The organism is Flavobacterium psychroterrae, from assembly GCF_018380615.1.
GTDB classification, from domain to species: Bacteria; Bacteroidota; Bacteroidia; order Flavobacteriales; family Flavobacteriaceae; genus Flavobacterium; species Flavobacterium psychroterrae.
The window spans coordinates 109,600-129,204 of the sequence record NZ_JAGYVZ010000011.1 but is presented as its reverse complement, the minus strand read 5'-3'; the positions used below and the strand labels follow the sequence as shown (position 1 = coordinate 129,204).

The 19,605-nt window shown below is 34.3% G+C and carries 33 protein-coding genes; 32 read left to right on the top strand and 1 reads right to left on the bottom strand.

Going from position 1 to position 19,605, the window contains the following annotated elements; genetic code table 11:
- Positions 1–25 precede the first annotated feature (25 nt).
- Positions 26–1,723 carry a BamA/TamA family outer membrane protein gene (locus tag KHA90_RS13225; protein WP_244860322.1) on the bottom strand — a complete coding sequence of 566 codons (1,698 nt, stop codon included), beginning with the start codon at positions 1,721–1,723 and terminating at the stop codon, positions 26–28.
- 182 nt (positions 1,724–1,905) lie between these two features.
- Between KHA90_RS13225 and rpsL the strand changes: the two genes are divergently transcribed.
- The 32 genes from rpsL to rplQ all read left to right on the top strand — a co-directional run bounded on the left by rpsL (position 1,906) and on the right by rplQ (position 19,400).
- A complete protein-coding gene (rpsL, locus tag KHA90_RS13220; RefSeq protein WP_007136570.1) occupies positions 1,906–2,289 on the top strand; it encodes a 30S ribosomal protein S12 in 384 nt (127 codons plus the stop codon).
- Positions 2,290–2,408: 119 nt separating this feature from the next.
- Positions 2,409–2,885, top strand: a complete 477-nt coding sequence (gene rpsG, locus KHA90_RS13215) for a 30S ribosomal protein S7 (protein ID WP_007803600.1) — start codon at positions 2,409–2,411, stop codon at positions 2,883–2,885.
- Positions 2,886–2,895: 10 nt separating this feature from the next.
- Positions 2,896–5,052, top strand: a complete 2,157-nt coding sequence (fusA, locus tag KHA90_RS13210; RefSeq protein WP_213300771.1) for an elongation factor G — start codon at positions 2,896–2,898, stop codon at positions 5,050–5,052.
- Positions 5,053–5,063: 11 nt separating this feature from the next.
- Positions 5,064–5,369, top strand: coding sequence for a 30S ribosomal protein S10 (gene rpsJ / locus KHA90_RS13205; RefSeq protein WP_007803605.1), 306 nt, complete (start codon positions 5,064–5,066; stop codon positions 5,367–5,369).
- 394 nt (positions 5,370–5,763) lie between these two features.
- Entirely contained in the window at positions 5,764–6,381 is a 618-nt protein-coding gene (rplC, locus tag KHA90_RS13200) for a 50S ribosomal protein L3 (protein ID WP_213300757.1), read from the top strand.
- Positions 6,381–7,010 (top strand): 50S ribosomal protein L4, encoded by a 630-nt coding sequence (gene rplD / locus KHA90_RS13195; RefSeq protein ID WP_213300754.1) that lies wholly within the window; start codon positions 6,381–6,383, stop codon positions 7,008–7,010. Before rplC ends, rplD begins: the two co-directional genes overlap by 1 nt.
- 7 nt (positions 7,011–7,017) lie before the next feature.
- A complete protein-coding gene (gene rplW, locus KHA90_RS13190; RefSeq protein ID WP_213300751.1) occupies positions 7,018–7,308 on the top strand; it encodes a 50S ribosomal protein L23 in 291 nt (96 codons plus the stop codon).
- Between the two features lie 9 nt (positions 7,309–7,317).
- The gene (rplB, locus tag KHA90_RS13185; RefSeq protein ID WP_059114053.1) at positions 7,318–8,142 is read left to right on the top strand and encodes a 50S ribosomal protein L2; all 825 of its coding nucleotides are present in this window, start codon (positions 7,318–7,320) and stop codon (positions 8,140–8,142) included.
- 6 nt (positions 8,143–8,148) lie between these two features.
- Positions 8,149–8,427 (top strand): 30S ribosomal protein S19, encoded by a 279-nt coding sequence (rpsS, locus tag KHA90_RS13180; protein ID WP_007803626.1) that lies wholly within the window; start codon positions 8,149–8,151, stop codon positions 8,425–8,427.
- A 6-nt stretch (positions 8,428–8,433) separates the two neighbouring features.
- Positions 8,434–8,847: a 50S ribosomal protein L22 gene (rplV, locus tag KHA90_RS13175; protein ID WP_007803631.1), complete on the top strand. Its 414-nt coding sequence runs from the start codon at positions 8,434–8,436 to the stop codon at positions 8,845–8,847.
- 5 nt (positions 8,848–8,852) lie between these two features.
- Positions 8,853–9,614, top strand: coding sequence for a 30S ribosomal protein S3 (gene rpsC, locus KHA90_RS13170; RefSeq protein ID WP_007803635.1), 762 nt, complete (start codon positions 8,853–8,855; stop codon positions 9,612–9,614).
- 19 nt (positions 9,615–9,633) lie between these two features.
- On the top strand, positions 9,634–10,059 hold the full coding sequence (rplP, locus tag KHA90_RS13165; RefSeq protein WP_007803637.1) for a 50S ribosomal protein L16: 426 nt from the start codon (positions 9,634–9,636) through the stop codon (positions 10,057–10,059).
- A 13-nt stretch (positions 10,060–10,072) separates the two neighbouring features.
- Positions 10,073–10,264, top strand: a complete 192-nt coding sequence (gene rpmC / locus KHA90_RS13160; protein ID WP_007803639.1) for a 50S ribosomal protein L29 — start codon at positions 10,073–10,075, stop codon at positions 10,262–10,264.
- A gap of 17 nt (positions 10,265–10,281) precedes the next feature.
- Positions 10,282–10,542: a 30S ribosomal protein S17 gene (gene rpsQ, locus KHA90_RS13155; protein ID WP_007803646.1), complete on the top strand. Its 261-nt coding sequence runs from the start codon at positions 10,282–10,284 to the stop codon at positions 10,540–10,542.
- 2 nt (positions 10,543–10,544) lie between these two features.
- Positions 10,545–10,913: a 50S ribosomal protein L14 gene (gene rplN, locus KHA90_RS13150; RefSeq protein WP_007803649.1), complete on the top strand. Its 369-nt coding sequence runs from the start codon at positions 10,545–10,547 to the stop codon at positions 10,911–10,913.
- A gap of 11 nt (positions 10,914–10,924) precedes the next feature.
- On the top strand, positions 10,925–11,239 hold the full coding sequence (gene rplX / locus KHA90_RS13145) for a 50S ribosomal protein L24 (protein WP_007803650.1): 315 nt from the start codon (positions 10,925–10,927) through the stop codon (positions 11,237–11,239).
- 2 nt (positions 11,240–11,241) lie between these two features.
- A complete protein-coding gene (gene rplE, locus KHA90_RS13140; RefSeq protein ID WP_083694052.1) occupies positions 11,242–11,793 on the top strand; it encodes a 50S ribosomal protein L5 in 552 nt (183 codons plus the stop codon).
- Positions 11,794–11,796: 3 nt separating this feature from the next.
- Entirely contained in the window at positions 11,797–12,066 is a 270-nt protein-coding gene (gene rpsN, locus KHA90_RS13135) for a 30S ribosomal protein S14 (protein WP_007803655.1), read from the top strand.
- 104 nt (positions 12,067–12,170) lie between these two features.
- Entirely contained in the window at positions 12,171–12,569 is a 399-nt protein-coding gene (gene rpsH, locus KHA90_RS13130) for a 30S ribosomal protein S8 (RefSeq protein ID WP_213300748.1), read from the top strand.
- Positions 12,570–12,587: 18 nt separating this feature from the next.
- On the top strand, positions 12,588–13,130 hold the full coding sequence (gene rplF / locus KHA90_RS13125; protein WP_213300745.1) for a 50S ribosomal protein L6: 543 nt from the start codon (positions 12,588–12,590) through the stop codon (positions 13,128–13,130).
- Between the two features lie 11 nt (positions 13,131–13,141).
- On the top strand, positions 13,142–13,492 hold the full coding sequence (gene rplR, locus KHA90_RS13120) for a 50S ribosomal protein L18 (protein WP_213300742.1): 351 nt from the start codon (positions 13,142–13,144) through the stop codon (positions 13,490–13,492).
- 3 nt (positions 13,493–13,495) lie between these two features.
- Complete coding sequence (gene rpsE / locus KHA90_RS13115) at positions 13,496–14,020, top strand: 30S ribosomal protein S5 (RefSeq protein ID WP_140507259.1); 525 nt, start codon at positions 13,496–13,498, stop codon at positions 14,018–14,020.
- 12 nt (positions 14,021–14,032) lie between these two features.
- Positions 14,033–14,215: a 50S ribosomal protein L30 gene (gene rpmD, locus KHA90_RS13110; RefSeq protein ID WP_017495010.1), complete on the top strand. Its 183-nt coding sequence runs from the start codon at positions 14,033–14,035 to the stop codon at positions 14,213–14,215.
- 11 nt (positions 14,216–14,226) lie between these two features.
- The gene (gene rplO, locus KHA90_RS13105; RefSeq protein ID WP_110305595.1) at positions 14,227–14,679 is read left to right on the top strand and encodes a 50S ribosomal protein L15; all 453 of its coding nucleotides are present in this window, start codon (positions 14,227–14,229) and stop codon (positions 14,677–14,679) included.
- Positions 14,680–14,692: 13 nt separating this feature from the next.
- Positions 14,693–16,039 carry a preprotein translocase subunit SecY gene (secY, locus tag KHA90_RS13100; RefSeq protein ID WP_065450858.1) on the top strand — a complete coding sequence of 449 codons (1,347 nt, stop codon included), beginning with the start codon at positions 14,693–14,695 and terminating at the stop codon, positions 16,037–16,039.
- Positions 16,040–16,046: 7 nt separating this feature from the next.
- Positions 16,047–16,262: a translation initiation factor IF-1 gene (infA, locus tag KHA90_RS13095; RefSeq protein ID WP_007136545.1), complete on the top strand. Its 216-nt coding sequence runs from the start codon at positions 16,047–16,049 to the stop codon at positions 16,260–16,262.
- 12 nt (positions 16,263–16,274) lie between these two features.
- A complete protein-coding gene (gene ykgO / locus KHA90_RS13090) occupies positions 16,275–16,391 on the top strand; it encodes a type B 50S ribosomal protein L36 (protein ID WP_072945378.1) in 117 nt (38 codons plus the stop codon).
- A 2-nt stretch (positions 16,392–16,393) separates the two neighbouring features.
- Positions 16,394–16,768, top strand: a complete 375-nt coding sequence (gene rpsM, locus KHA90_RS13085) for a 30S ribosomal protein S13 (protein WP_056245953.1) — start codon at positions 16,394–16,396, stop codon at positions 16,766–16,768.
- An 8-nt stretch (positions 16,769–16,776) separates the two neighbouring features.
- The gene (gene rpsK / locus KHA90_RS13080) at positions 16,777–17,160 is read left to right on the top strand and encodes a 30S ribosomal protein S11 (RefSeq protein ID WP_007803677.1); all 384 of its coding nucleotides are present in this window, start codon (positions 16,777–16,779) and stop codon (positions 17,158–17,160) included.
- 95 nt (positions 17,161–17,255) lie between these two features.
- Complete coding sequence (gene rpsD, locus KHA90_RS13075) at positions 17,256–17,861, top strand: 30S ribosomal protein S4 (protein ID WP_026982953.1); 606 nt, start codon at positions 17,256–17,258, stop codon at positions 17,859–17,861.
- 21 nt (positions 17,862–17,882) lie between these two features.
- On the top strand, positions 17,883–18,875 hold the full coding sequence (locus KHA90_RS13070; protein WP_026109818.1) for a DNA-directed RNA polymerase subunit alpha: 993 nt from the start codon (positions 17,883–17,885) through the stop codon (positions 18,873–18,875).
- Between the two features lie 36 nt (positions 18,876–18,911).
- Complete coding sequence (gene rplQ / locus KHA90_RS13065) at positions 18,912–19,400, top strand: 50S ribosomal protein L17 (RefSeq protein ID WP_213300739.1); 489 nt, start codon at positions 18,912–18,914, stop codon at positions 19,398–19,400.
- The last annotated feature ends 205 nt before the right edge of the window (positions 19,401–19,605 follow it).

Sequence of the window (19,605 nt, the reverse complement as noted above, 5' to 3'; positions counted from 1 at the left end):
TGTCTTAATGAATTTTTGATGAAAGTTAAAATTTAACATTATAACATATGTTAACGATAGTGTTAAATAACTGAATTTCTTGAAGCTTTCCCGCGCCATTGGTAAGATTAATTCTTAGAAGACCGTTTGCGGTTTGGATAGTTGTGCCGATTCCAATGCCGGTTAAATTCTCTATTTTATTTCGATTTTGAGTATTAGTTAAATCCTGATAAATGGCATAATCCAGAATTGAATTGATGTAGAGATTTTTTGAAACAACAAATCTGTACTCGGTAAGGAGCATCGCTGTAAAGTTGGCCTGAAGGCTATTTTCTAAAAAACCTCTTATTGAATTCGTGCCTCCAAATCTAAATAGTTCATTGGTGATATAATCTTTGCTTTTCAGGTAAAAATTTTGGGAATTTATATTGATGTAGTTTTTTGCGTTTAGTTCAAAATTGTATGAAAAGTTTGTATTTATGTAAAATTGTCGGGTTGATTGTGCTGTTTGAGGATCATTGTTAGTGTCTCTTTTTCCGTACCCGGCAATGAAATTTATGTATACCTTTTTTGGAAACAGATTATGGATGTAATCTGTTTTTTTATAATCAAAAGTTGATGTTATGTAGGAGTTTTTATAATCGCTGATAATTGAGTTGTTAGTGTTTTGAATATCACTGGATTCAGTTGATTGGTACCCTAAGTAAATTTTAGAATTATAGTTTAAATAATACCCTAAATCAATGGAAGTTTTTGTGTTTTGGAAAGTGCTGTCTTGTTTAAAAATATTCAATTGTGCTTTTAATCCTAGCGCTGATTGAAATATATATGGTATTTCTATTTTTGTATTAAATGTTTTTTGTTGGTTGCCGTCACTTTTCCAATACAATGAAAATTGTTCGCCTGAATGAAGGGTATTGAGTAAGGTTATATCTAGATATCCGTTTAGTGTTGTTTTTTTGTTTTCATCATTTGAAAATCCTATGTATCCATCAAAAGTATTTGCTTTTCTTTTTTCTATGTATGTGTAGATTTTGGTTGAGTCACTTGTGAATAATATTTGAGGATATTTTGTTTGAGTTGCAAATTCAAAGCTGTTAATGTCATCGTAAAGTTCTTTTATTATTTCCTGGTTAAAGGTTTTATTGATGTATTTTTTATTAAGCTGTTTTAAATGTCCTTTAGGGAAATAATTGTTTTTATTGATGTTTTCTTGAGTAAGAATAATGGAATTTATGTTGCGTTTTTTTTCGGATTTAAAAGTTAAATCAGCATAAATTATTAAATCCTTTCTACGGATGTTTTCAAGTTTGATTTTGCTAAGTGCAAAACCAAGTTTTTCTGCACTAATAATTTTTTGATTCAGAAAATTTTCTATCTCATTATACTTTAAAATTAAAGTATCGTTTTTTGTTTCAAAAGACGTAGAAAAAGCATTATTTCTACCTATATATATATGTATTGTTTTTGTTTGTTTTTTTAAGTTAAATATAGAGAGATAAGTGCTATCATTTACTTTGGTAATTACTGTAGTGTTGTCTAAAAAACCTTTTTCAGATAATTTTTTTGTTGTGTTTTTTATTTCGTCAAAAATAGATTTTACATTTTTGTGGTTTGTTGAGTAGTTTAGAGAATCAATTATTTTATTTTCGACTTCATTTGACCCATTTATTTTTAAATAAAAATTTTGCCCATAACTGGAGATTCCGAAAAAGAAGATGAATATGTAAATAAGGTTTTTCAAAACTAATTATTTGGTTTCTAAAAGTATTGCAAATATCAATTGTTTGTTTGTAAAAACATAAGCTTAAATAATGTTATTGAAAATTAATGGATTAACGTTTGTAAACTTAAAAATATTTTATACATTTGCAACCCCGTAAAAAGCGGGAATTTAATATACATAATAAATTTTTAGTATTAATTATGCCAACAATTCAACAATTAGTAAGAACAGGAAGAACTCAGATCACTAAGAAGAGTAAATCGGTTGCTTTAGATTCTTGTCCTCAAAGAAGAGGGGTTTGTACGCGTGTTTACACTACTACACCAAAAAAACCAAACTCTGCAATGCGTAAAGTTGCGCGTGTACGTTTGACAAATGGTAATGAAGTGAATGCTTACATCCCTGGAGAAGGACACAATCTACAAGAGCACTCGATAGTATTAGTGCGAGGTGGAAGGGTAAAAGATTTACCAGGTGTTAGATATCATATCGTTCGTGGAGCGCTTGACACGTCAGGAGTTGCAGGAAGAACGCAAAGAAGATCTAAGTACGGTGCTAAACGCCCAAAAGAAGCAAAAAAGTAATTTAAAACGTTAAGAGTTGGAGGTTAGGAGTTGAGAGTTGGAGATTGAAAATGAAAGTTTTAAATTTTTGACACATAACGTTTAACGGATAACCTATAACTTTTTATTAAAAAAAAGACATGAGAAAAAGAGCGGCAAAGAAAAGACCACTTTTACCAGATCCAAGGTTTAACGACCAATTGGTAACACGTTTTGTGAACAACTTAATGTGGGATGGTAAGAAATCTACAGCTTTCAAGGTATTTTATGATGCAATTGACATCATTGAGTCTAAAAAGCAAGATTCAGAAAAATCTTCATTAGAAATTTGGAAAGATGCTTTAACAAACGTTATGCCTCACGTAGAAGTACGTAGTCGTAGAGTAGGTGGAGCTACATTTCAAATTCCAATGCAAATTAGACCAGACAGAAAAATTTCTATGGCAATGAAGTGGTTAATACTTTATTCTAGAAGAAGAAATGAAAAATCTATGGCACAACGTTTAGCATCAGAATGTTTAGCTGCTGCTAAAGAAGAAGGTGCTGCGGTTAAGAAAAGAATGGATACTCACAAGATGGCAGAAGCTAATAAAGCTTTCTCTCACTTTAGATTTTAATTCGTAAGAAATGGCTAGAGATTTAAAATATACAAGAAATATTGGGATTGCTGCTCACATTGATGCTGGTAAAACAACAACAACTGAGCGTATTCTTTTTTATACTGGAAAGTCACATAAAATTGGTGAAGTACACGATGGTGCTGCGACAATGGACTGGATGGCTCAAGAGCAAGAAAGAGGTATTACAATTACTTCAGCTGCAACAACTTGTGAGTGGAATTTTCCAACTGAGCAAGGTAAAATTTTGCCTGAATCTTTGCCGTATCACTTTAATATTATTGATACTCCCGGACACGTTGATTTTACTGTAGAGGTGAATCGTTCTTTACGTGTGCTTGATGGTTTAGTTTTCTTGTTTAGTGCTGTTGATGGTGTTGAGCCACAATCAGAAACTAACTGGAGACTTGCAGATCAATATAGAGTTCCACGTATGGGATTTGTAAATAAAATGGACCGTCAAGGATCTAACTTTTTGGCTGTTTGTCAACAAGTTCGTGATATGTTAAAGTCAAATGCTGTTGCGATTACTTTGCCAATTGGTGAAGAAAATGATTTCAGAGGTGTTGTGGATTTAGTAAAAAACCAAGCTATCATCTGGCATGATGCTACTCAAGGGGCAACTTTTGATATTGTGCCTATTCCAGAGGATATGTTAGCTGAAGTTAAAGAATATAGATCTATTCTTATTGAAGCGGTTGCTGATTATGATGAAAATCTATTGGAAAAATTCATGGAAGACGAAAACTCTATTACAGAGGAAGAAATCAACGTAGCTCTTAGAGCTGCAACTATGGATATGGCTATCATTCCTATGATTGCTGGTTCTTCTTTCAAAAACAAAGGAGTTCAATTCATGTTAGATGCGGTATGTAAATACTTGCCATCTCCAATGGATAAAGAAGGTATCTGGGGAATTGATCCTGATGATGCTGAATTATTAGAAGAAGATCAAACTAAAATCTTGCGTAAGCCAGATGTAAAAGAGCCGTTCGCTGCTTTAGCATTTAAAATTGCTACTGACCCATTCGTTGGTCGTTTAGCTTTCTTCCGTGCTTATTCAGGACGTCTAGATGCTGGGTCTTATGTTTTGAATACTCGTTCAGGTAATAAAGAAAGAATTTCTCGTATCTACCAAATGCATGCTAACAAACAAAATCCAATCGATTATATCGAGGCTGGAGATATTGGAGCTGCTGTTGGATTTAAAGATATTAAAACTGGAGATACCTTGTGTGATGAAAAACACCCAATCATTCTTGAGTCTATGAAATTCCCTGCGCCGGTAATTGGTATTGCAATTGAGCCTAAAACTAAAGCTGACGTTGATAAAATGGGTATGGCTTTGGCTAAATTAGCTGAAGAAGATCCAACATTTACTGTTAGAACAGATGAAGCTTCAGGGCAAACTATTATCTCAGGTATGGGTGAGCTTCACTTAGATATCTTGGTTGATCGTATGAAACGTGAATTTAAAGTTGAAGTAAACCAAGGTGAGCCTCAAGTTGAATATAAAGAAGCGTTTACAAAAACTGCAACACACAGAGAAACTTACAAGAAACAATCTGGAGGTCGTGGTAAATTCGGTGATATCGTATTTACACTTGAACCTGCTGATGAAGTTGATGGTAAAGTTCCGAAAGGATTACAGTTTATTAATGCAGTAAAAGGTGGTAACGTTCCTAAGGAATATATCCCTTCTGTAGAAAAAGGTTTCCGTGAAGCTATGAAAACTGGTCCTTTGGCTGGTTATCAAGTGGATAGTTTGAAAGTAACTTTGACAGATGGATCTTTCCACCCTGTCGATTCTGATGCTCTTTCTTTTGAGTTAGCAGCTAGAATGGGTTATAGAGAAGTAGCGAAAGCTGCTGGAGCAATTGTTCTTGAGCCAATCATGAAAATGGAAGTTATTACTCCTGAAGAAAACATGGGGGATATCGTAGGTGATATCAACCGTCGTAGAGGTCAGGTTAATGACATGGGTGATAGAAACGGTGCTAAAACTATTAAAGCTGATGTGCCTTTGTCAGAAATGTTTGGATATGTAACAACATTAAGAACATTGTCTTCTGGTAGAGCTACTTCAACAATGGAGTTTTCTCACTATGCAGAAACACCTTCTAATATTTCAGAAGCTGTAATTAAAAAAGCAAAAGGTAACGCTTAATTCTTAAGAAAATGAGTCAAAAAATCAGAATAAAACTAAAATCTTACGATCACATGTTGGTAGATAAGTCTGCTGAAAAGATCGTAAAAACAGTAAAAACTACTGGAGCAGTTGTAACAGGTCCAATTCCGTTGCCAACTCACAAAAAACTTTTCACTGTATTACGTTCTCCGCACGTTAATAAAAAAGCGAGAGAGCAATTTGAAGTAATGTCATACAAGAGATTGATTGATATTTATTCATCTTCATCTAAAACTATTGATGCTTTAATGAAACTTGAATTGCCAAGTGGGGTTGAAGTTGAAATAAAAGTATAATTTTTTATTATATTTTATATATAAAAAGCGAGACAGAAATGTCTCGCTTTTTTTGTGGTTAAAAGTTTGCTGTGTAAATTTTTTTAGATGTGTGTTGTTATTTTGTTTTAATTTAAATGCCTTTTGTTTAGTGTATTACGGCATTTTTTTTCTTTTGGAGATTATGTAATTGTTAAGGGAGTTGTTGTTGTGGATTAAGATGGCTACAATTAATTTTTTGAAGAAATGTAACGTTGATGGTGGTGAGATTGATGCTTTGATTTTGATTATGAGCTATTTAATTTTTCTAACTGTTTGGTATATTCAATTTTAATGTATACTTTTGCACTCCCTGTTTGGAAATTTATGTTATTTTCAAATTGAAGGGAATTTTAGTAATTAATAATTAATATTTATGTCTGGGTTAATTGGTAAAAAAATCGGCATGACTAGTATTTTCGATGAAAATGGGAAAAACATTCCTTGTACAGTAATCGAAGCTGGTCCGTGTGTTGTTACCCAAGTCAGAACCAAAGGTGTTGACGGGTACGAAGCGTTGCAACTTGGTTTCGATGACAAAAACGAGAAACATTCCACTAAAGCGGCTTTAGGTCACTTTCAAAAAGCTGGAACTGTTGCTAAGAAAAAAGTCGTTGAATTTCAAGATTTTGCAACTGAACAAAAATTAGGAGATCTTATTGATGTTTCTATTTTTGCTGAAGGAGAATTTGTAGATGTACAAGGTGTGTCTAAAGGTAAAGGTTTTCAAGGGGTTGTTAAACGTCACGGATTTGGTGGTGTTGGACAAGCAACTCACGGTCAACACAACCGTTTAAGAGCGCCAGGTTCTGTGGGAGCTTCTTCTTATCCATCTAGAGTATTCAAAGGAATGCGTATGGCTGGAAGAATGGGAGGAGATAATGTAAAAGTTCAAAACCTTAGAGTTTTAAAAGTAGTTGCTGAAAAGAACCTACTTGTTATTAAAGGATGTATTCCTGGACATAAAAACTCTTATGTAATCATTCAGAAGTAATGGAAGTAAAAGTATTAGATTTCAACGGAAAAGATACTGGAAGAAAAGTTCAACTTTCTGATTCAGTATTCGCAATTGAACCAAACAATCACGCTGTATACCTTGATGTGAAGCAATATCTTGCTAATCAAAGACAAGGAACTCACAAGGCTAAAGAAAGAGCTGAAGTAACAGGAAGTACGCGTAAGATTAAAAAACAAAAAGGAACAGGTACTGCTCGTGCGGGAAGTATTAAAAATCCATTGTTTAAAGGTGGGGGAACAATTTTTGGGCCAAGACCAAGAAGTTATTCATTTAAATTGAATAAAGGCTTGAAAAGATTGGCGAGAAAATCAGCTTTTTCAATCAAAGCAAAGGAGTCAAATATTATCGTTCTTGAGGACTTTAAATTTGAAACTCCAAACACTAAAAATTTCATTAACGTTTTGAAAGCTTTAGGGTTAGAAAATAAAAAATCTCTATTTGTGTTGGGAGAGTCAAATAAAAATGTATATTTGTCGTCACGCAATTTAAAGGCCTCTAGCGTTGTAAGTAGCTCTGAATTAAGCACTTATGCTATTTTAAACACTAATAATTTGGTGCTTTTAGAAGGTTCTTTGGAGTTAATCGAAGAAAATTTAAGCAAATAATAGGAATATGAGTATCATAATTAGACCTATAGTAACAGAAAAAGTAACCAAAGAAAGTGAAGTTTTAAACCGCTTCGGATTCGTTGTTGACAAAAAAGCAAACAAAGTTCAAATTAAGAAAGCTATTGAAGCTGCTTATGGAGTAACAATAGTTTCAGTTAACACGATGAACGTAAGACCGGATAGAACTACAAAATACACTAAAAGTGGTTTGATCAGTGGAAAGACAAATGCAATTAAGAAAGCGATTGTTCAAGTACAACAAGGAGAAACAATTGATTTTTACAACAATATCTAAGATAGAAAAATGTCAGTAAGAAAATTAAAACCTATTACCCCAGGTCAGCGATTTAGAGTTGTGAATGGTTATGACGCCATTACAACTGATAAGCCGGAACGCTCTTTGATAGCGCCGATAAAAAACTCTGGAGGTAGAAATAGTCAAGGAAAGATGACCATGCGTTATACGGGTGGTGGTCACAAGCAGAGATATCGTATCATTGATTTCAAACGTACAAAAGAAGGAATTCCAGCTACAGTGAAATCAATTGAATATGATCCAAATCGTACTGCATTTATCGCTTTGTTAGCTTACGCTGATGGAGAGAAAACATATGTTATTGCTCAAAACGGATTGAAAGTTGGTCAGAAATTAGTTTCTGGTCCAGAATCTCAGCCTGAAATTGGTAATACATTACCTTTAAGCAGAATTCCTTTAGGAACTGTAATCTCTTGTATTGAGTTACGTCCAGGTCAAGGAGCGGTAATCGCTCGTTCAGCTGGTACATTTGCTCAATTAATGGCAAGAGATGGAAAATATGCTACAATTAAAATGCCATCTGGGGAAACAAGATTAATCTTGTTAACTTGTTCGGCTACAATTGGAGCTGTTTCTAATTCAGACCACCAATTAGTTGTATCTGGTAAAGCAGGTAGAACAAGATGGTTAGGAAGAAGACCTAGAACAAGACCTGTTGCAATGAACCCTGTTGATCACCCAATGGGTGGTGGAGAAGGACGTTCTTCTGGTGGACATCCACGTTCAAGAAATGGAATACCAGCAAAAGGTTATAGAACTCGTTCTAAGAAAAACCCGAGTAACAAGTATATCGTAGAACGTAGAAAGAAATAATAAGATATGGCACGTTCATTAAAAAAAGGACCTTTCGTTCATTATAAGTTAGACAAGAAAGTTCAGGAAAACATTGAAAATGGTAATAAAGGAGTGGTAAAGACTTGGTCTAGAGCTTCTATGATTACTCCGGACTTTGTTGGACAAACTATCGCAGTTCATAACGGTCGTCAATTTGTACCAGTTTACGTAACAGAAAACATGGTAGGTCACAAATTAGGAGAGTTTTCACCAACTAGATCTTTTAGAGGTCATGCTGGAGCAAAAAATAAAGGTAAAAAATAAGAAGCAATGGGAGTTCGTAAAAGAGAAACAGCAGATGCGAGAAAAGAGGCTAATAAGTCTATTGCTTTCGCAAAATTGAATAACTGCCCTACTTCACCTAGAAAAATGCGCTTAGTAGCGGACTTGGTAAGAGGTCAGAAGGTAGAAAGAGCACTTAACATCTTAAGATTCAGTTCTAAAGAGGCTTCAAGAAAATTAGAGAAACTATTATTATCTGCAATCAACAACTGGGAGCAAAAAAATAGTGAAGGTAATTTAGAAGAAGCTGGATTATTTGTTAAGGAGATCAGAGTAGATGGTGGAATGATGTTGAAAAGACTTCGTCCAGCTCCACAAGGTCGTGCACACAGAATAAGAAAGCGTTCTAATCACGTAACAATCGTGCTTGGGGCTATCAATAACACACAAAGCAATTCTTAAGCAGCATGGGACAAAAGACAAATCCAATTGGAAATAGACTTGGTATCATCAGGGGGTGGGACTCAAACTGGTATGGTGGAAATGATTACGGTGATAAACTTGCCGAGGATCACAAAATCAGAAAGTATATCCACGCTCGTTTATCAAAAGCTAGTGTATCAAAAGTAATCATCGAGAGAACTTTAAAACTTGTAACCGTTACTATCACTACTGCTAGACCTGGTATCATTATCGGAAAAGGTGGACAAGAGGTAGACAAGTTAAAAGAAGAACTTAAGAAAGTTACTGACAAAGAGGTTCAAATCAACATCTTTGAAATCAAAAGACCTGAATTAGATGCTTATCTTGTGGCGACAAGCATCGCTCGTCAAATCGAAAGCCGTATTTCTTACAGACGTGCAATCAAAATGGCTATTGCTGCTTCTATGCGTATGAACGCTGAGGGTATCAAAGTTTTGATTTCTGGTCGTTTGAATGGTGCAGAGATGGCACGTTCAGAAGGTTTCAAAGAAGGTAGAATTCCTCTATCAACTTTCAGAGCTGATATTGATTATGCTTTGGCTGAAGCTCACACTACTTATGGTAGAATGGGTATCAAAGTATGGATCATGAAAGGTGAAGTTTATGGAAAGAGAGATCTTTCTCCGCTTGCAGGAATGGATAAAAAACAATCTGGAACTGGTGGTGGTAAAGGTGGCGATTCTCCGAGAGGAGATAGAAAGCCTTTTAATAAAGGTGGAAAACCAGACGCTCGTAAAAGAAAGTAAATTTTTAAACTAAAGAAAAATGTTACAGCCTAAAAGAACAAAATACCGTAAGGTACAAAAGGGTAAAATGAAAGGTAACTCTCAAAGAGGGCATGAACTTTCTAATGGAATGTTTGGTATTAAATCTGTACATGAAGATGGAATGTTCTTAACTTCTCGTCAAATCGAAGCTGCGCGTATTGCTGCAACTCGTTTTATGAAGAGAGAAGGACAATTATGGATCAAAATATTTCCAGACAAACCAATTACTAAGAAACCTCTTGAGGTACGTATGGGTAAAGGTAAAGGTGCCGTTGAATATTGGGCTGCCGTTGTTAAACCCGGAAGAATTATGTTTGAAGTTGGAGGAGTTCCTTTATCAGTTGCAAAAGAGGCTTTACGTCTTGCAGCTCAAAAGCTTCCAGTAAAAACTAAATTCGTCGTTGCTAGAGATTTCGAAGCATAATTTATATTATATTATGAAACAATCAGAAATAAAAGATCTTTCTGCAGCGGAGTTGCAAGAAAAACTTAGTCAAACTAAGAAGATATATGCTGACCTAAAAATGGCCCACGCTATTTCTCCAATTGAGAATCCACTTCAAATTAGAAGTGTAAGAAGAACAGTTGCAAGATTGGCTACAGAGCTAACTAAAAGAGAGTTACAATAATTGTATTCTGCTGAAAGATGGAAGAAAAAAGAAATTTAAGAAAAGAAAGAATAGGTGTTGTTACTTCAAATAAAATGGATAAGTCTATTGTTATTGCTGAAGTAAGAAAAGTAAAACACCCATTATACGGTAAGTTCGTGTTGAAAACAAAGAAATACGTTGCACACGACGAAACAAACGACTGTAACATTGGAGATACTGTAAGAATTAGCGAAACGCGTCCTTTAAGTAAAACAAAATGTTGGAGATTAGTTGAAATCTTAGAAAGAGCTAAATAATTATGGTACAACAGGAATCAAGACTAAAAGTAGCAGATAACACGGGAGCAAAAGAAGTTTTAACTATCCGTGTTTTAGGAGGTACCAAAAGAAGGTATGCCTCTGTTGGTGACAAGATTGTAGTATCTATTAAAGATGCAACTCCTAACGGTAACGTTAAAAAAGGAGCTGTTTCAACTGCAGTTGTTGTACGTACCAAAAAAGAAGTGAGAAGAGCTGATGGTTCTTATATCCGTTTCGATGATAATGCATGTGTTCTTTTGAACGCTGCAGGGGAAATGAGAGGAACACGTGTTTTTGGTCCGGTAGCAAGAGAACTTCGTGAAAAACAATTCATGAAAATTGTATCATTAGCACCAGAAGTGCTTTAATTCGTTTTAAGATGATAAAGCTAAAAATAAAATCAGGAGATATCGTAAGAGTTATTGCTGGAGACCATAAAGGTGCTGAAGGTAAAGTTTTACGTGTTTACCGTGAGAAAAATAAAGCGATAGTTGAAGGTGTAAACATGGTTTCGAAACATACAAAACCAAGTGCTAAAAACCCTCAAGGTGGTATCGTTAAGAAAGAAGCTTCTATACAAATATCTAACATTTCACTAATTGATCCTAAAACTAAGGAAACAACTAGAGTTGGTATTAGAGTAGAGGGAGATAAGAAAGTAAGATTTTCAAAAAAATCTAATCAAGTACTATAGTAATGGCATATACACCTAGACTAAAAGAAGAATATAAGAGTAGAGTAATCTCTGCTCTTAAAGAGGAATTCGGATATACAAACGTAATGCAAGTTCCAAAACTTGAAAAAATCGTTTTGAGCCGTGGAGTTGGTGCAGCTGTATCTGATAAAAAACTTATTGACTATGCAGTTGATGAGTTAACAAAGATCACTGGACAAAAAGCAGTATCTACAATTTCAAAGAAAGACGTTGCGTCATTCAAATTGAGAAAAGGGATGCCTATTGGAGCAAAAGTTACTTTACGTGGTGAAAGAATGTATGAGTTTTTAGATAGACTTATTACTTCTGCTTTACCACGCGTTAGAGATTTTAGTGGTATCAAAGCTACTGGTTTCGACGGAAGAGGTAATTACAACCTTGGAGTTTTAGAGCAAATCATTTTCCCAGAAATTGATATTGATAAAGTAAACAAAATTTCAGGAATGGATATTACATTTGTTACTACTGCTCAAACAGATAAGGAAGCAAAGTCATTATTGACTGAATTAGGATTACCTTTTAAAAAGAATTAAGACATGGCTAAAGAATCAATGAAAGCCCGTGAGGTGAAAAGAGAGAAAACGGTAGCTAAGTATGCTGAGAAAAGAAAAGCTTTGAAAGAAGCTGGAGATTTTGAAGGTTTACAAAAATTACCTAAAAATGCTTCGCCAGTTCGTTTACACAATCGTTGTAAATTAACAGGTAGACCAAGAGGTTATATTCGTCAATTTGGTATTTCACGTGTAACTTTCCGTGAGATGGCTAATAATGGATTAATTCCCGGAGTTAAAAAAGCGTCTTGGTAATCTCGCAATAAGTTACTACTTTTGCAAACCAAAAAATAATTTTAATTGATTAAAGGTTCGGGAGGCGAGTGCCTCCCGAAAACCATAATCGCAATCAAATAAATATGTATACAGATCCTATTGCAGATTATTTGACTAGAGTTCGTAATGCTGTGGCTGCAAACCACAAAGTTGTTGAAATTCCAGCTTCTAATCTAAAAAAAGAAATAACTAAGATCTTATTTGATCAAGGTTATATCTTGAGTTACAAATTTGAAGACAACTCTGTTCAGGGTTCGATCAAAATTGCTTTAAAGTATGATAAAGATACTAAAGAGCCTGTAATTAAAGATATCCAAAGAATTAGTAAACCTGGTTTACGTAAATATGCAGGTGCTGCCAAATTACCAAGAATCCTTAACGGATTAGGAATTGCTATTGTTTCAACTTCAAAAGGTCTTATGACTGGAAAACAAGCGAGACAATTAAATGTAGGTGGTGAAGTAATTTGTTACGTATACTAATTTTAAAGACTAAATAAGATGTCAAGAATAGGTAAAAGCCCAGTTGTAATCGTTGCGGGAGTAACTGTTGAAGTTAAGGACGGTATCGTTACAGTAAAAGGAAAAAAAGGTCAACTAACTCAGGAGTTTTCGGACATTACTGTAAAAGTTGAAGGCGATCAAGTTTTATTAGAAAGATCGTCTGATCATAAAGACCAAAGAGCAAAACACGGATTATACAGATCATTAATCAATAACATGATTATTGGTGTATCTGAAGGTTTTACAAAAGAACTTGAATTAGTTGGAGTTGGTTATAGAGCTTCAAACCAAGGTCAAAAGCTAGATTTAGCTCTTGGATATTCTCACAATATTGTTTTAGAAATTGCTCCAGAAGTAGCTTTAGAAACAATATCTGAAAAAGGTAAAAACCCTATCGTAAAATTAACATCATTTGACAAACAACTTTTAGGACAGGTTGCTGCGAAAATCAGAGGTTTCCGTAAGCCAGAGCCGTACAAAGGAAAAGGTGTTAAATTTGTGGGTGAAGTATTAAGAAGAAAAGCAGGTAAATCAGCTTAAAAAATAAGATTATGTCATTAACAAAATCTGATAGAAGACAGAGAATTAGATTCAGAATTAGAAAATCGATTAGTGGTACTACTGCTAACCCAAGACTATCTGTATTTAGAAGTAACAAGGAAATTTATGCTCAACTTATTGATGACGTAAACGGAGTTACTATTTTAGCTGCATCTTCAAGAGAAAAAGAAATAGGAAAAGGTACTAACGTTGAAGTCGCTGCTGCTGTTGGAAAATTAGTTGCAGAGAAAGCGTTAAAAGCTGGGATTGATACCATCACTTTTGACAGAGGTGGATATTTGTATCACGGTCGTATTAAATCATTAGCAGAAGGCGCAAGAGCGGCTGGACTTAAATTCTAATATATTATGTCTAAATACAAAAATGTAGAATTGGTAAAACCAAGTGGTCTTGAACTTAAAGATCGTCTGGTAAGTGTTAATCGTGTTACTAAAGTTACAAAAGGTGGTAGAGCTTTCGGTTTTTCTGCTATTGTAGTTGTAGGTGATGAAAACGGAGTAGTTGGTCATGGATTAGGAAAATCTAAAGACGTTTCTGAAGCAATTGCGAAAGCGGTAGAAGATGCTAAGAAAAATTTAGTAAAAATTCCTTTGAATGGACAGTCTGTTCCTCACGAACAAAAAGGTAAATTTGGTGGTGCGCGTGTATATTTAATTCCTGCCTCTCATGGTACAGGAGTTATTGCTGGTGGAGCTGTTCGTTCAGTTCTTGAATCAGTAGGTATTCATGATGTATTATCTAAATCTCAAGGATCATCAAATCCTCATAACGTGGTAAAAGCAACTTTTGATGCTTTATTACAAATGAGAAGCGCTTATACTGTTGCAAAACAAAGAGGTGTTTCTTTAGAAAAAGTTTTTAAAGGTTAATTCAAGGAAATTATGGCTAAATTATTAGTAAAACAAGTAAGAAGCAAAATCAACTGTCCTCTTTCTCAAAAGAGAGGTTTGGAAGCTTTAGGTCTACGTAAAATGGGACAAGTTGTAGAGCATGATTCGAATCCTGCTATCCTTGGGATGATAAACAAAGTTAAACACTTAGTTTCTGTCGAAGAAGCTAAATAACAAATACTGTTATGAATTTAAGTAACTTACAACCAGCTGAAGGGTCAACACACAATCAAAATAAAAGATTAGGTAGAGGAGAAGGTTCAGGAAAAGGTGGTACTTCTGCAAGAGGTCACAAAGGAGCAAAATCTCGTTCTGGTTATTCTAAAAAGATTGGTTTTGAAGGAGGGCAAATGCCACTTCAAAGACGTGTACCTAAGTTTGGTTTCACAAACATCAATCGTAAAGAATACGAAGGTGTTAATTTAGATACGCTTCAATTATTAGTAGACAATGGTGTGATTACTGATTCTGTTTCTATGACAGATTTCGTGTCAAATCGTCTAGCTACCAAAAATGAAATCGTTAAGATTTTAGGTAGAGGAGAGTTGAAAGCAAAATTAAAAGTAACTGCCCACAAATTTACTGCTACTGCAAAAGCTGCTATTGAAGCTGCTGGAGGAGAAGCTGTAACTATATAACTTATCTACTAAGATGAAGAAATTTATTGAATCAATAAGTAATGTTTGGAAAATCGAAGAACTGAAAAATAGAATCTTAATTACATTAGGATTGCTTTTAGTATATCGTTTTGGTGCACACGTAACGCTGCCTGGAATTGACGCAACTCAATTAACAGGTTTAGCGGGACAAACTAAAAATGGTTTAGGATCTATCCTAGACATGTTTACAGGGGGTGCTTTCTCTAAAGCTTCAGTTTTTGCTTTAGGTATTATGCCTTATATTTCTGCATCTATTGTTGTTCAGTTAATGGGAATTGCGATTCCTTATTTGCAAAAACTTCAAAACGATGGAGAGAGTGGTAGAAAAAAGATTAATCAAATCACTCGTTGGTTGACTATAGCTATTACACTGGTTCAAGGTCCAACTTATATCTATAATTTATACAGAACGTTACCTGGAAGTGCATTCTTACTAGGCTTTAATTCACCTGAATTTTTGTTTTCGTCTGTTATTATCTTAGTTACTGGTACTATTTTTGCTATGTGGCTTGGAGAAAAAATTACAGATAAAGGTATTGGAAATGGAATTTCATTATTGATTATGGTTGGTATTTTGGCGCGTTTACCGCAAGCTTTTATTCAAGAGTTTACAACCAGAGTTACCAATAACAATGGTGGTCCAATGTTGTTAGTTATTGAAATTATTGTTTGGTTATTAGTAATTATTTCTTGTGTATTGCTTACAATGGCAGTACGTAGAATTCCTGTTCAATACGCTCGTCGTACGACAAGCGGGGATTATGAGCAAGATTTGGCAGGTGGTAATAGACAATGGATTCCTCTTAAGCTTAATGCTTCTGGGGTTATGCCAATCATTTTTGCTCAGGCAATTATGTTTATACCTGCAGCTGTAGCTGGATTGTCTAAATCAGACACATCACAATCTATTGTTGGCGCTTTTAGTAATATGTTTGGATTTTGGTATAACTTTGTATTTGCAACTTTAATTATTGTATTTACATTTTTCTATACTGCGATTACAGTTCCTACTAACAAAATGGCTGATGATTTGAAAAGAAGTGGTGGTTTTATTCCTGGCGTTCGTCCGGGAGCTGAAACCTCAGAATTTCTTGATAAAGTGATGTCTTTAATAACTTTCCCAGGATCTTTATTCCTTGCTTTGATTGCTGTGTTCCCAGCTATTGTTGTAAGTATTATGGATGTACAACAATCTTGGGCAATGTTTTTTGGAGGTACCTCGTTAATAATTATGGTTGGAGTTGCAATAGATACTATTCAACAAATCAATTCATACTTGTTAAACAAACATTATGATGGTTTAATGAAGACTGGTAAAAATAGAAAAGCAGTAGCTTAATTTTTATATGGCAAAACAATCAGCAATAGAACAAGACGGATCAATCATCGAAGCATTATCAAATGCGATGTTCCGTGTAGAGTTAGAAAATGGACATATCGTAATTGCTCATATTTCTGGAAAAATGCGTATGCATTACATCAAGTTATTACCTGGTGATAAAGTGAAACTAGAAATGAGTCCTTATGATTTGTCAAAAGCAAGAATTACTTATCGATATTAAAGGATATTCACTATGAAAGTTAGAGCATCAGTAAAAAAGAGAAGTCCCGAGTGCATCATTGTGCGTAGAAAAGGGAGATTGTACGTAATAAACAAAAAGAATCCTAGATTTAAACAAAGACAAGGATAATTATGGCAAGAATAGCAGGGGTAGATATCCCAAAAAATAAAAGAGGTGTTATAGCACTTACCTATATCTTTGGATTAGGAAGAAGTAGAGCTATTGAGATTTTAGAGAAAGCTCAAGTTAGCCAAGACAAAAAAGTTCAAGATTGGAATGATGACGAGATCGGAGCAATTCGTGAAGCTGTTGGAGCATTCAAAATTGAAGGAGAATTACGTTCTGAAGTTTCTTTAAACATCAAACGTTTAATGGATATTGGTTGTTACAGAGGTATCCGTCATAGATCTGGTCTTCCGTTAAGAGGACAAAGAACTAAAAACAACTCTAGAACAAGAAAAGGTAAAAGAAAAACTGTTGCTAACAAGAAAAAAGCAACTAAATAATAAGTAATATGGCTAAAGCAACTGCAAAAAAACGTAAAGTTATCGTTGAATCAACGGGAGAAGCTCATATTTCTGCTACCTTCAATAACATCATTATTTCTTTGACTAACAAAAAAGGTGAAGTTATTTCTTGGTCTTCAGCTGGTAAAATGGGTTTTAGAGGTTCTAAAAAGAACACTCCATACGCAGCCCAAATGGCAGCAGAAGATTGTAGTAAAGTAGCTCTTGAAGCTGGACTTAAAAAAGTAAAAGTTTATGTAAAAGGACCAGGAAACGGACGTGAGTCTGCTATTCGTTCTATTCATAACGGTGGAATTGAAGTTACAGAGATTATCGATGTTACTCCAATGCCTCACAACGGATGTCGTCCTCCAAAAAGACGTAGAGTTTAATTTTATTTATTCATAGTATAAACAAGGTAGAATATAGATTATCGAAGGATTTGACCTGAATTCATAATCTCTACCTTAAATTTAATTTTTTAGAAATGGCAAGATATACTGGTCCAAAAACTAGAATTGCTCGTAAATTTGGCGAAGCAATCTTCGGAGATGATAAATCTTTCGAAAAAAGAAATTACCCACCTGGACAACACGGGATGGCTAAAAAAAGAGGAAAAAAATCTGAGTACGCTGTTCAGTTAATGGAAAAGCAAAAAGCTAAATATTCTTATGGAATTTTAGAAAAACAATTCAGAAATTTATTCAAAAAGGCATCAGCTACTAAAGGTGTTACTGGTGAAGTTCTTTTACAATTATGTGAAGCAAGATTAGATAACGTTGTTTTTAGAATGGGTATTGCTCCTTCTAGAAGAGGCGCTAGACAATTAGTTTCTCACAGACACGTTACTGTTAATGGTGAAGTTGTAAATATTGCTTCTTACCACCTTAAACCTGGTGATAAAGTTGCAGTTCGTGAAAAATCTAAATCTTTAGAAGCTATCGAAAGATCTTTATCAAATTCAAGTCATGTTTATGAATGGATTACTTGGAACAACGATCTTAAAGAAGGAACTTTTGTTTCTGTGCCTGCAAGACTTCAAATTCCAGAAAACATTAAAGAACAATTAATCGTAGAGTTGTACAACAAATAATAATTGACTTAGTCGAAATTTATGGCAATATTTAATTTTCAAAAGCCCGATAAAGTTATCATGATCGATTCAACCGATTTTGAAGGTAAATTCGAATTTAGACCTTTAGAACCTGGTTATGGATTGACAGTTGGTAATGCACTTAGAAGAGTTTTGCTTTCAGCATTAGAAGGTTATGCAATTACATCTGTTCGTATCGAAGGTGTAGATCATGAGTTTTCTACTATTTCAGGTGTTGTTGAAGATGTTACCGAAATTATCCTTAATCTAAAACAAGTACGTTTCAAACGTCAAATTGAAGATATCGATAATGAAGCAGTTACAATTTCTGTTTCTGGTAAAGATCAATTAACAGCAGGTGATTTTCAAAAATTTATTTCAGGTTTCCAAGTTTTGAATCCAGACCTTGTTATCTGTAATTTAGATTCTAAAATCAAATTGAACTTCGATTTAACAATCGAAAAAGGTAGAGGATATGTTCCTGCTGAGGAGAACAAAAAACAGAATGCTGCGATTGGTACCATTTTTACAGACTCTATTTTTACTCCGGTAAAAAATGTAAAATATGCAATTGAAAACTTCCGTGTTGAGCAAAAAACAGATTACGAAAAATTAGTTTTTGAAATAAAAACTGATGGATCTATTAATCCAAAAGACGCTCTTACTGAAGCTGCAAAAGTTTTAATTCACCACTTCATGTTATTTTCTGACGAAAGAATTACACTCGAGGCTGACGAAATTGCACAAACAGAATCGTATGATGAAGAGTCATTGCATATGAGACAATTGCTTAAAACTAAGCTTGTTGATATGGATTTATCTGTGAGAGCATTAAATTGCTTGAAAGCGGCTGAAGTTGATACACTTGGTGATTTAGTATCGTTCAATAAAAATGACCTAATGAAATTCCGTAATTTTGGTAAAAAATCTTTAACTGAGCTAGATGAACTTGTAGCTGTTAAAAATTTAACTTTCGGAATGGACTTAGCTAAATACAAATTAGATAAAGAATAATTCAATCCGCCATGGCGGATTAAATTTAAAATAGCAATGAGACACGGAAAAAAATTCAATCACTTAAGCAGACAGACTGGACATAGAAAAGCTATGTTAGCTAATATGGCTTGTTCTCTTATTGAGCACAAACGTATTAACACTACTGTTGCTAAGGCTAAAGCGCTTAAACAATTCGTTGAGCCTTTAATCACAAAATCAAAAGAAGATACGACTCACAATCGTCGTATTGTTTTTGCTTACTTACGTAGTAAATATGCGGTAACTGACTTGTTCAGAGACGTAGCTGCTAAAGTTGGAGACCGTCCAGGTGGATACACTCGTATCATTAAAGTTGGAAATCGTCTGGGAGATAATGCTGATATGGCAATGATCGAACTTGTAGATTTCAATGAACTTTACAATGGAGGTAAAAAAGAAGTTAAAAAAGCTAAAAGCCGTCGTGGTGGTAAAGCAAAAAAAGCTGATGAGACTTCTGAGGCTCCAGCTGCTGAATCAGAATCGACTACTGAAGCTTCTGAATAATTATGAAAGTAATGATTCTATAGAAATCAAGGATAAGCTAATTTTTAGTTTATCCTTTTTTTTTGGTTTTTTTTAAAATATTAAAATTTAACTTATTTAAATGATAAGGTTTTATTTTTATGAATGAAATTTTTAAAAAATCTTGGAAGCACTCTTTTAAAGAAGTAAATTTGCAAAATATCTAATTACAAATGTAAATGAGCAT

Excerpts from the sequence above, each read along its gene's own strand:
- rpsL (WP_007136570.1), top strand. The coding sequence starts at position 1,906 with ATGCCAACAATTCAACAATTAGTAAGAACAGGAAGAACTCAGATCACT.
- rpsG (WP_007803600.1), top strand. The coding sequence starts at position 2,409 with ATGAGAAAAAGAGCGGCAAAGAAAAGACCACTTTTACCAGATCCAAGG.
- fusA (WP_213300771.1), top strand. The coding sequence starts at position 2,896 with ATGGCTAGAGATTTAAAATATACAAGAAATATTGGGATTGCTGCTCAC.
- rpsJ (WP_007803605.1), top strand. The coding sequence starts at position 5,064 with ATGAGTCAAAAAATCAGAATAAAACTAAAATCTTACGATCACATGTTG.
- rplC (WP_213300757.1), top strand. The coding sequence starts at position 5,764 with ATGTCTGGGTTAATTGGTAAAAAAATCGGCATGACTAGTATTTTCGAT.
- rplD (WP_213300754.1), top strand. The coding sequence starts at position 6,381 with ATGGAAGTAAAAGTATTAGATTTCAACGGAAAAGATACTGGAAGAAAA.
- rplW (WP_213300751.1), top strand. The coding sequence starts at position 7,018 with ATGAGTATCATAATTAGACCTATAGTAACAGAAAAAGTAACCAAAGAA.
- rplB (WP_059114053.1), top strand. The coding sequence starts at position 7,318 with ATGTCAGTAAGAAAATTAAAACCTATTACCCCAGGTCAGCGATTTAGA.
- rpsS (WP_007803626.1), top strand. The coding sequence starts at position 8,149 with ATGGCACGTTCATTAAAAAAAGGACCTTTCGTTCATTATAAGTTAGAC.
- rplV (WP_007803631.1), top strand. The coding sequence starts at position 8,434 with ATGGGAGTTCGTAAAAGAGAAACAGCAGATGCGAGAAAAGAGGCTAAT.
- rpsC (WP_007803635.1), top strand. The coding sequence starts at position 8,853 with ATGGGACAAAAGACAAATCCAATTGGAAATAGACTTGGTATCATCAGG.
- rplP (WP_007803637.1), top strand. The coding sequence starts at position 9,634 with ATGTTACAGCCTAAAAGAACAAAATACCGTAAGGTACAAAAGGGTAAA.
- rpmC (WP_007803639.1), top strand. The coding sequence starts at position 10,073 with ATGAAACAATCAGAAATAAAAGATCTTTCTGCAGCGGAGTTGCAAGAA.
- rpsQ (WP_007803646.1), top strand. The coding sequence starts at position 10,282 with ATGGAAGAAAAAAGAAATTTAAGAAAAGAAAGAATAGGTGTTGTTACT.
- rplN (WP_007803649.1), top strand. The coding sequence starts at position 10,545 with ATGGTACAACAGGAATCAAGACTAAAAGTAGCAGATAACACGGGAGCA.
- rplX (WP_007803650.1), top strand. The coding sequence starts at position 10,925 with ATGATAAAGCTAAAAATAAAATCAGGAGATATCGTAAGAGTTATTGCT.
- rplE (WP_083694052.1), top strand. The coding sequence starts at position 11,242 with ATGGCATATACACCTAGACTAAAAGAAGAATATAAGAGTAGAGTAATC.
- rpsN (WP_007803655.1), top strand. The coding sequence starts at position 11,797 with ATGGCTAAAGAATCAATGAAAGCCCGTGAGGTGAAAAGAGAGAAAACG.
- rpsH (WP_213300748.1), top strand. The coding sequence starts at position 12,171 with ATGTATACAGATCCTATTGCAGATTATTTGACTAGAGTTCGTAATGCT.
- rplF (WP_213300745.1), top strand. The coding sequence starts at position 12,588 with ATGTCAAGAATAGGTAAAAGCCCAGTTGTAATCGTTGCGGGAGTAACT.
- rplR (WP_213300742.1), top strand. The coding sequence starts at position 13,142 with ATGTCATTAACAAAATCTGATAGAAGACAGAGAATTAGATTCAGAATT.
- rpmD (WP_017495010.1), top strand. The coding sequence starts at position 14,033 with ATGGCTAAATTATTAGTAAAACAAGTAAGAAGCAAAATCAACTGTCCT.
- rplO (WP_110305595.1), top strand. The coding sequence starts at position 14,227 with ATGAATTTAAGTAACTTACAACCAGCTGAAGGGTCAACACACAATCAA.
- secY (WP_065450858.1), top strand. The coding sequence starts at position 14,693 with ATGAAGAAATTTATTGAATCAATAAGTAATGTTTGGAAAATCGAAGAA.
- infA (WP_007136545.1), top strand. The coding sequence starts at position 16,047 with ATGGCAAAACAATCAGCAATAGAACAAGACGGATCAATCATCGAAGCA.
- ykgO (WP_072945378.1), top strand. The coding sequence starts at position 16,275 with ATGAAAGTTAGAGCATCAGTAAAAAAGAGAAGTCCCGAGTGCATCATT.
- rpsM (WP_056245953.1), top strand. The coding sequence starts at position 16,394 with ATGGCAAGAATAGCAGGGGTAGATATCCCAAAAAATAAAAGAGGTGTT.
- rpsK (WP_007803677.1), top strand. The coding sequence starts at position 16,777 with ATGGCTAAAGCAACTGCAAAAAAACGTAAAGTTATCGTTGAATCAACG.
- rpsD (WP_026982953.1), top strand. The coding sequence starts at position 17,256 with ATGGCAAGATATACTGGTCCAAAAACTAGAATTGCTCGTAAATTTGGC.
- KHA90_RS13070 (WP_026109818.1), top strand. The coding sequence starts at position 17,883 with ATGGCAATATTTAATTTTCAAAAGCCCGATAAAGTTATCATGATCGAT.
- rplQ (WP_213300739.1), top strand. The coding sequence starts at position 18,912 with ATGAGACACGGAAAAAAATTCAATCACTTAAGCAGACAGACTGGACAT.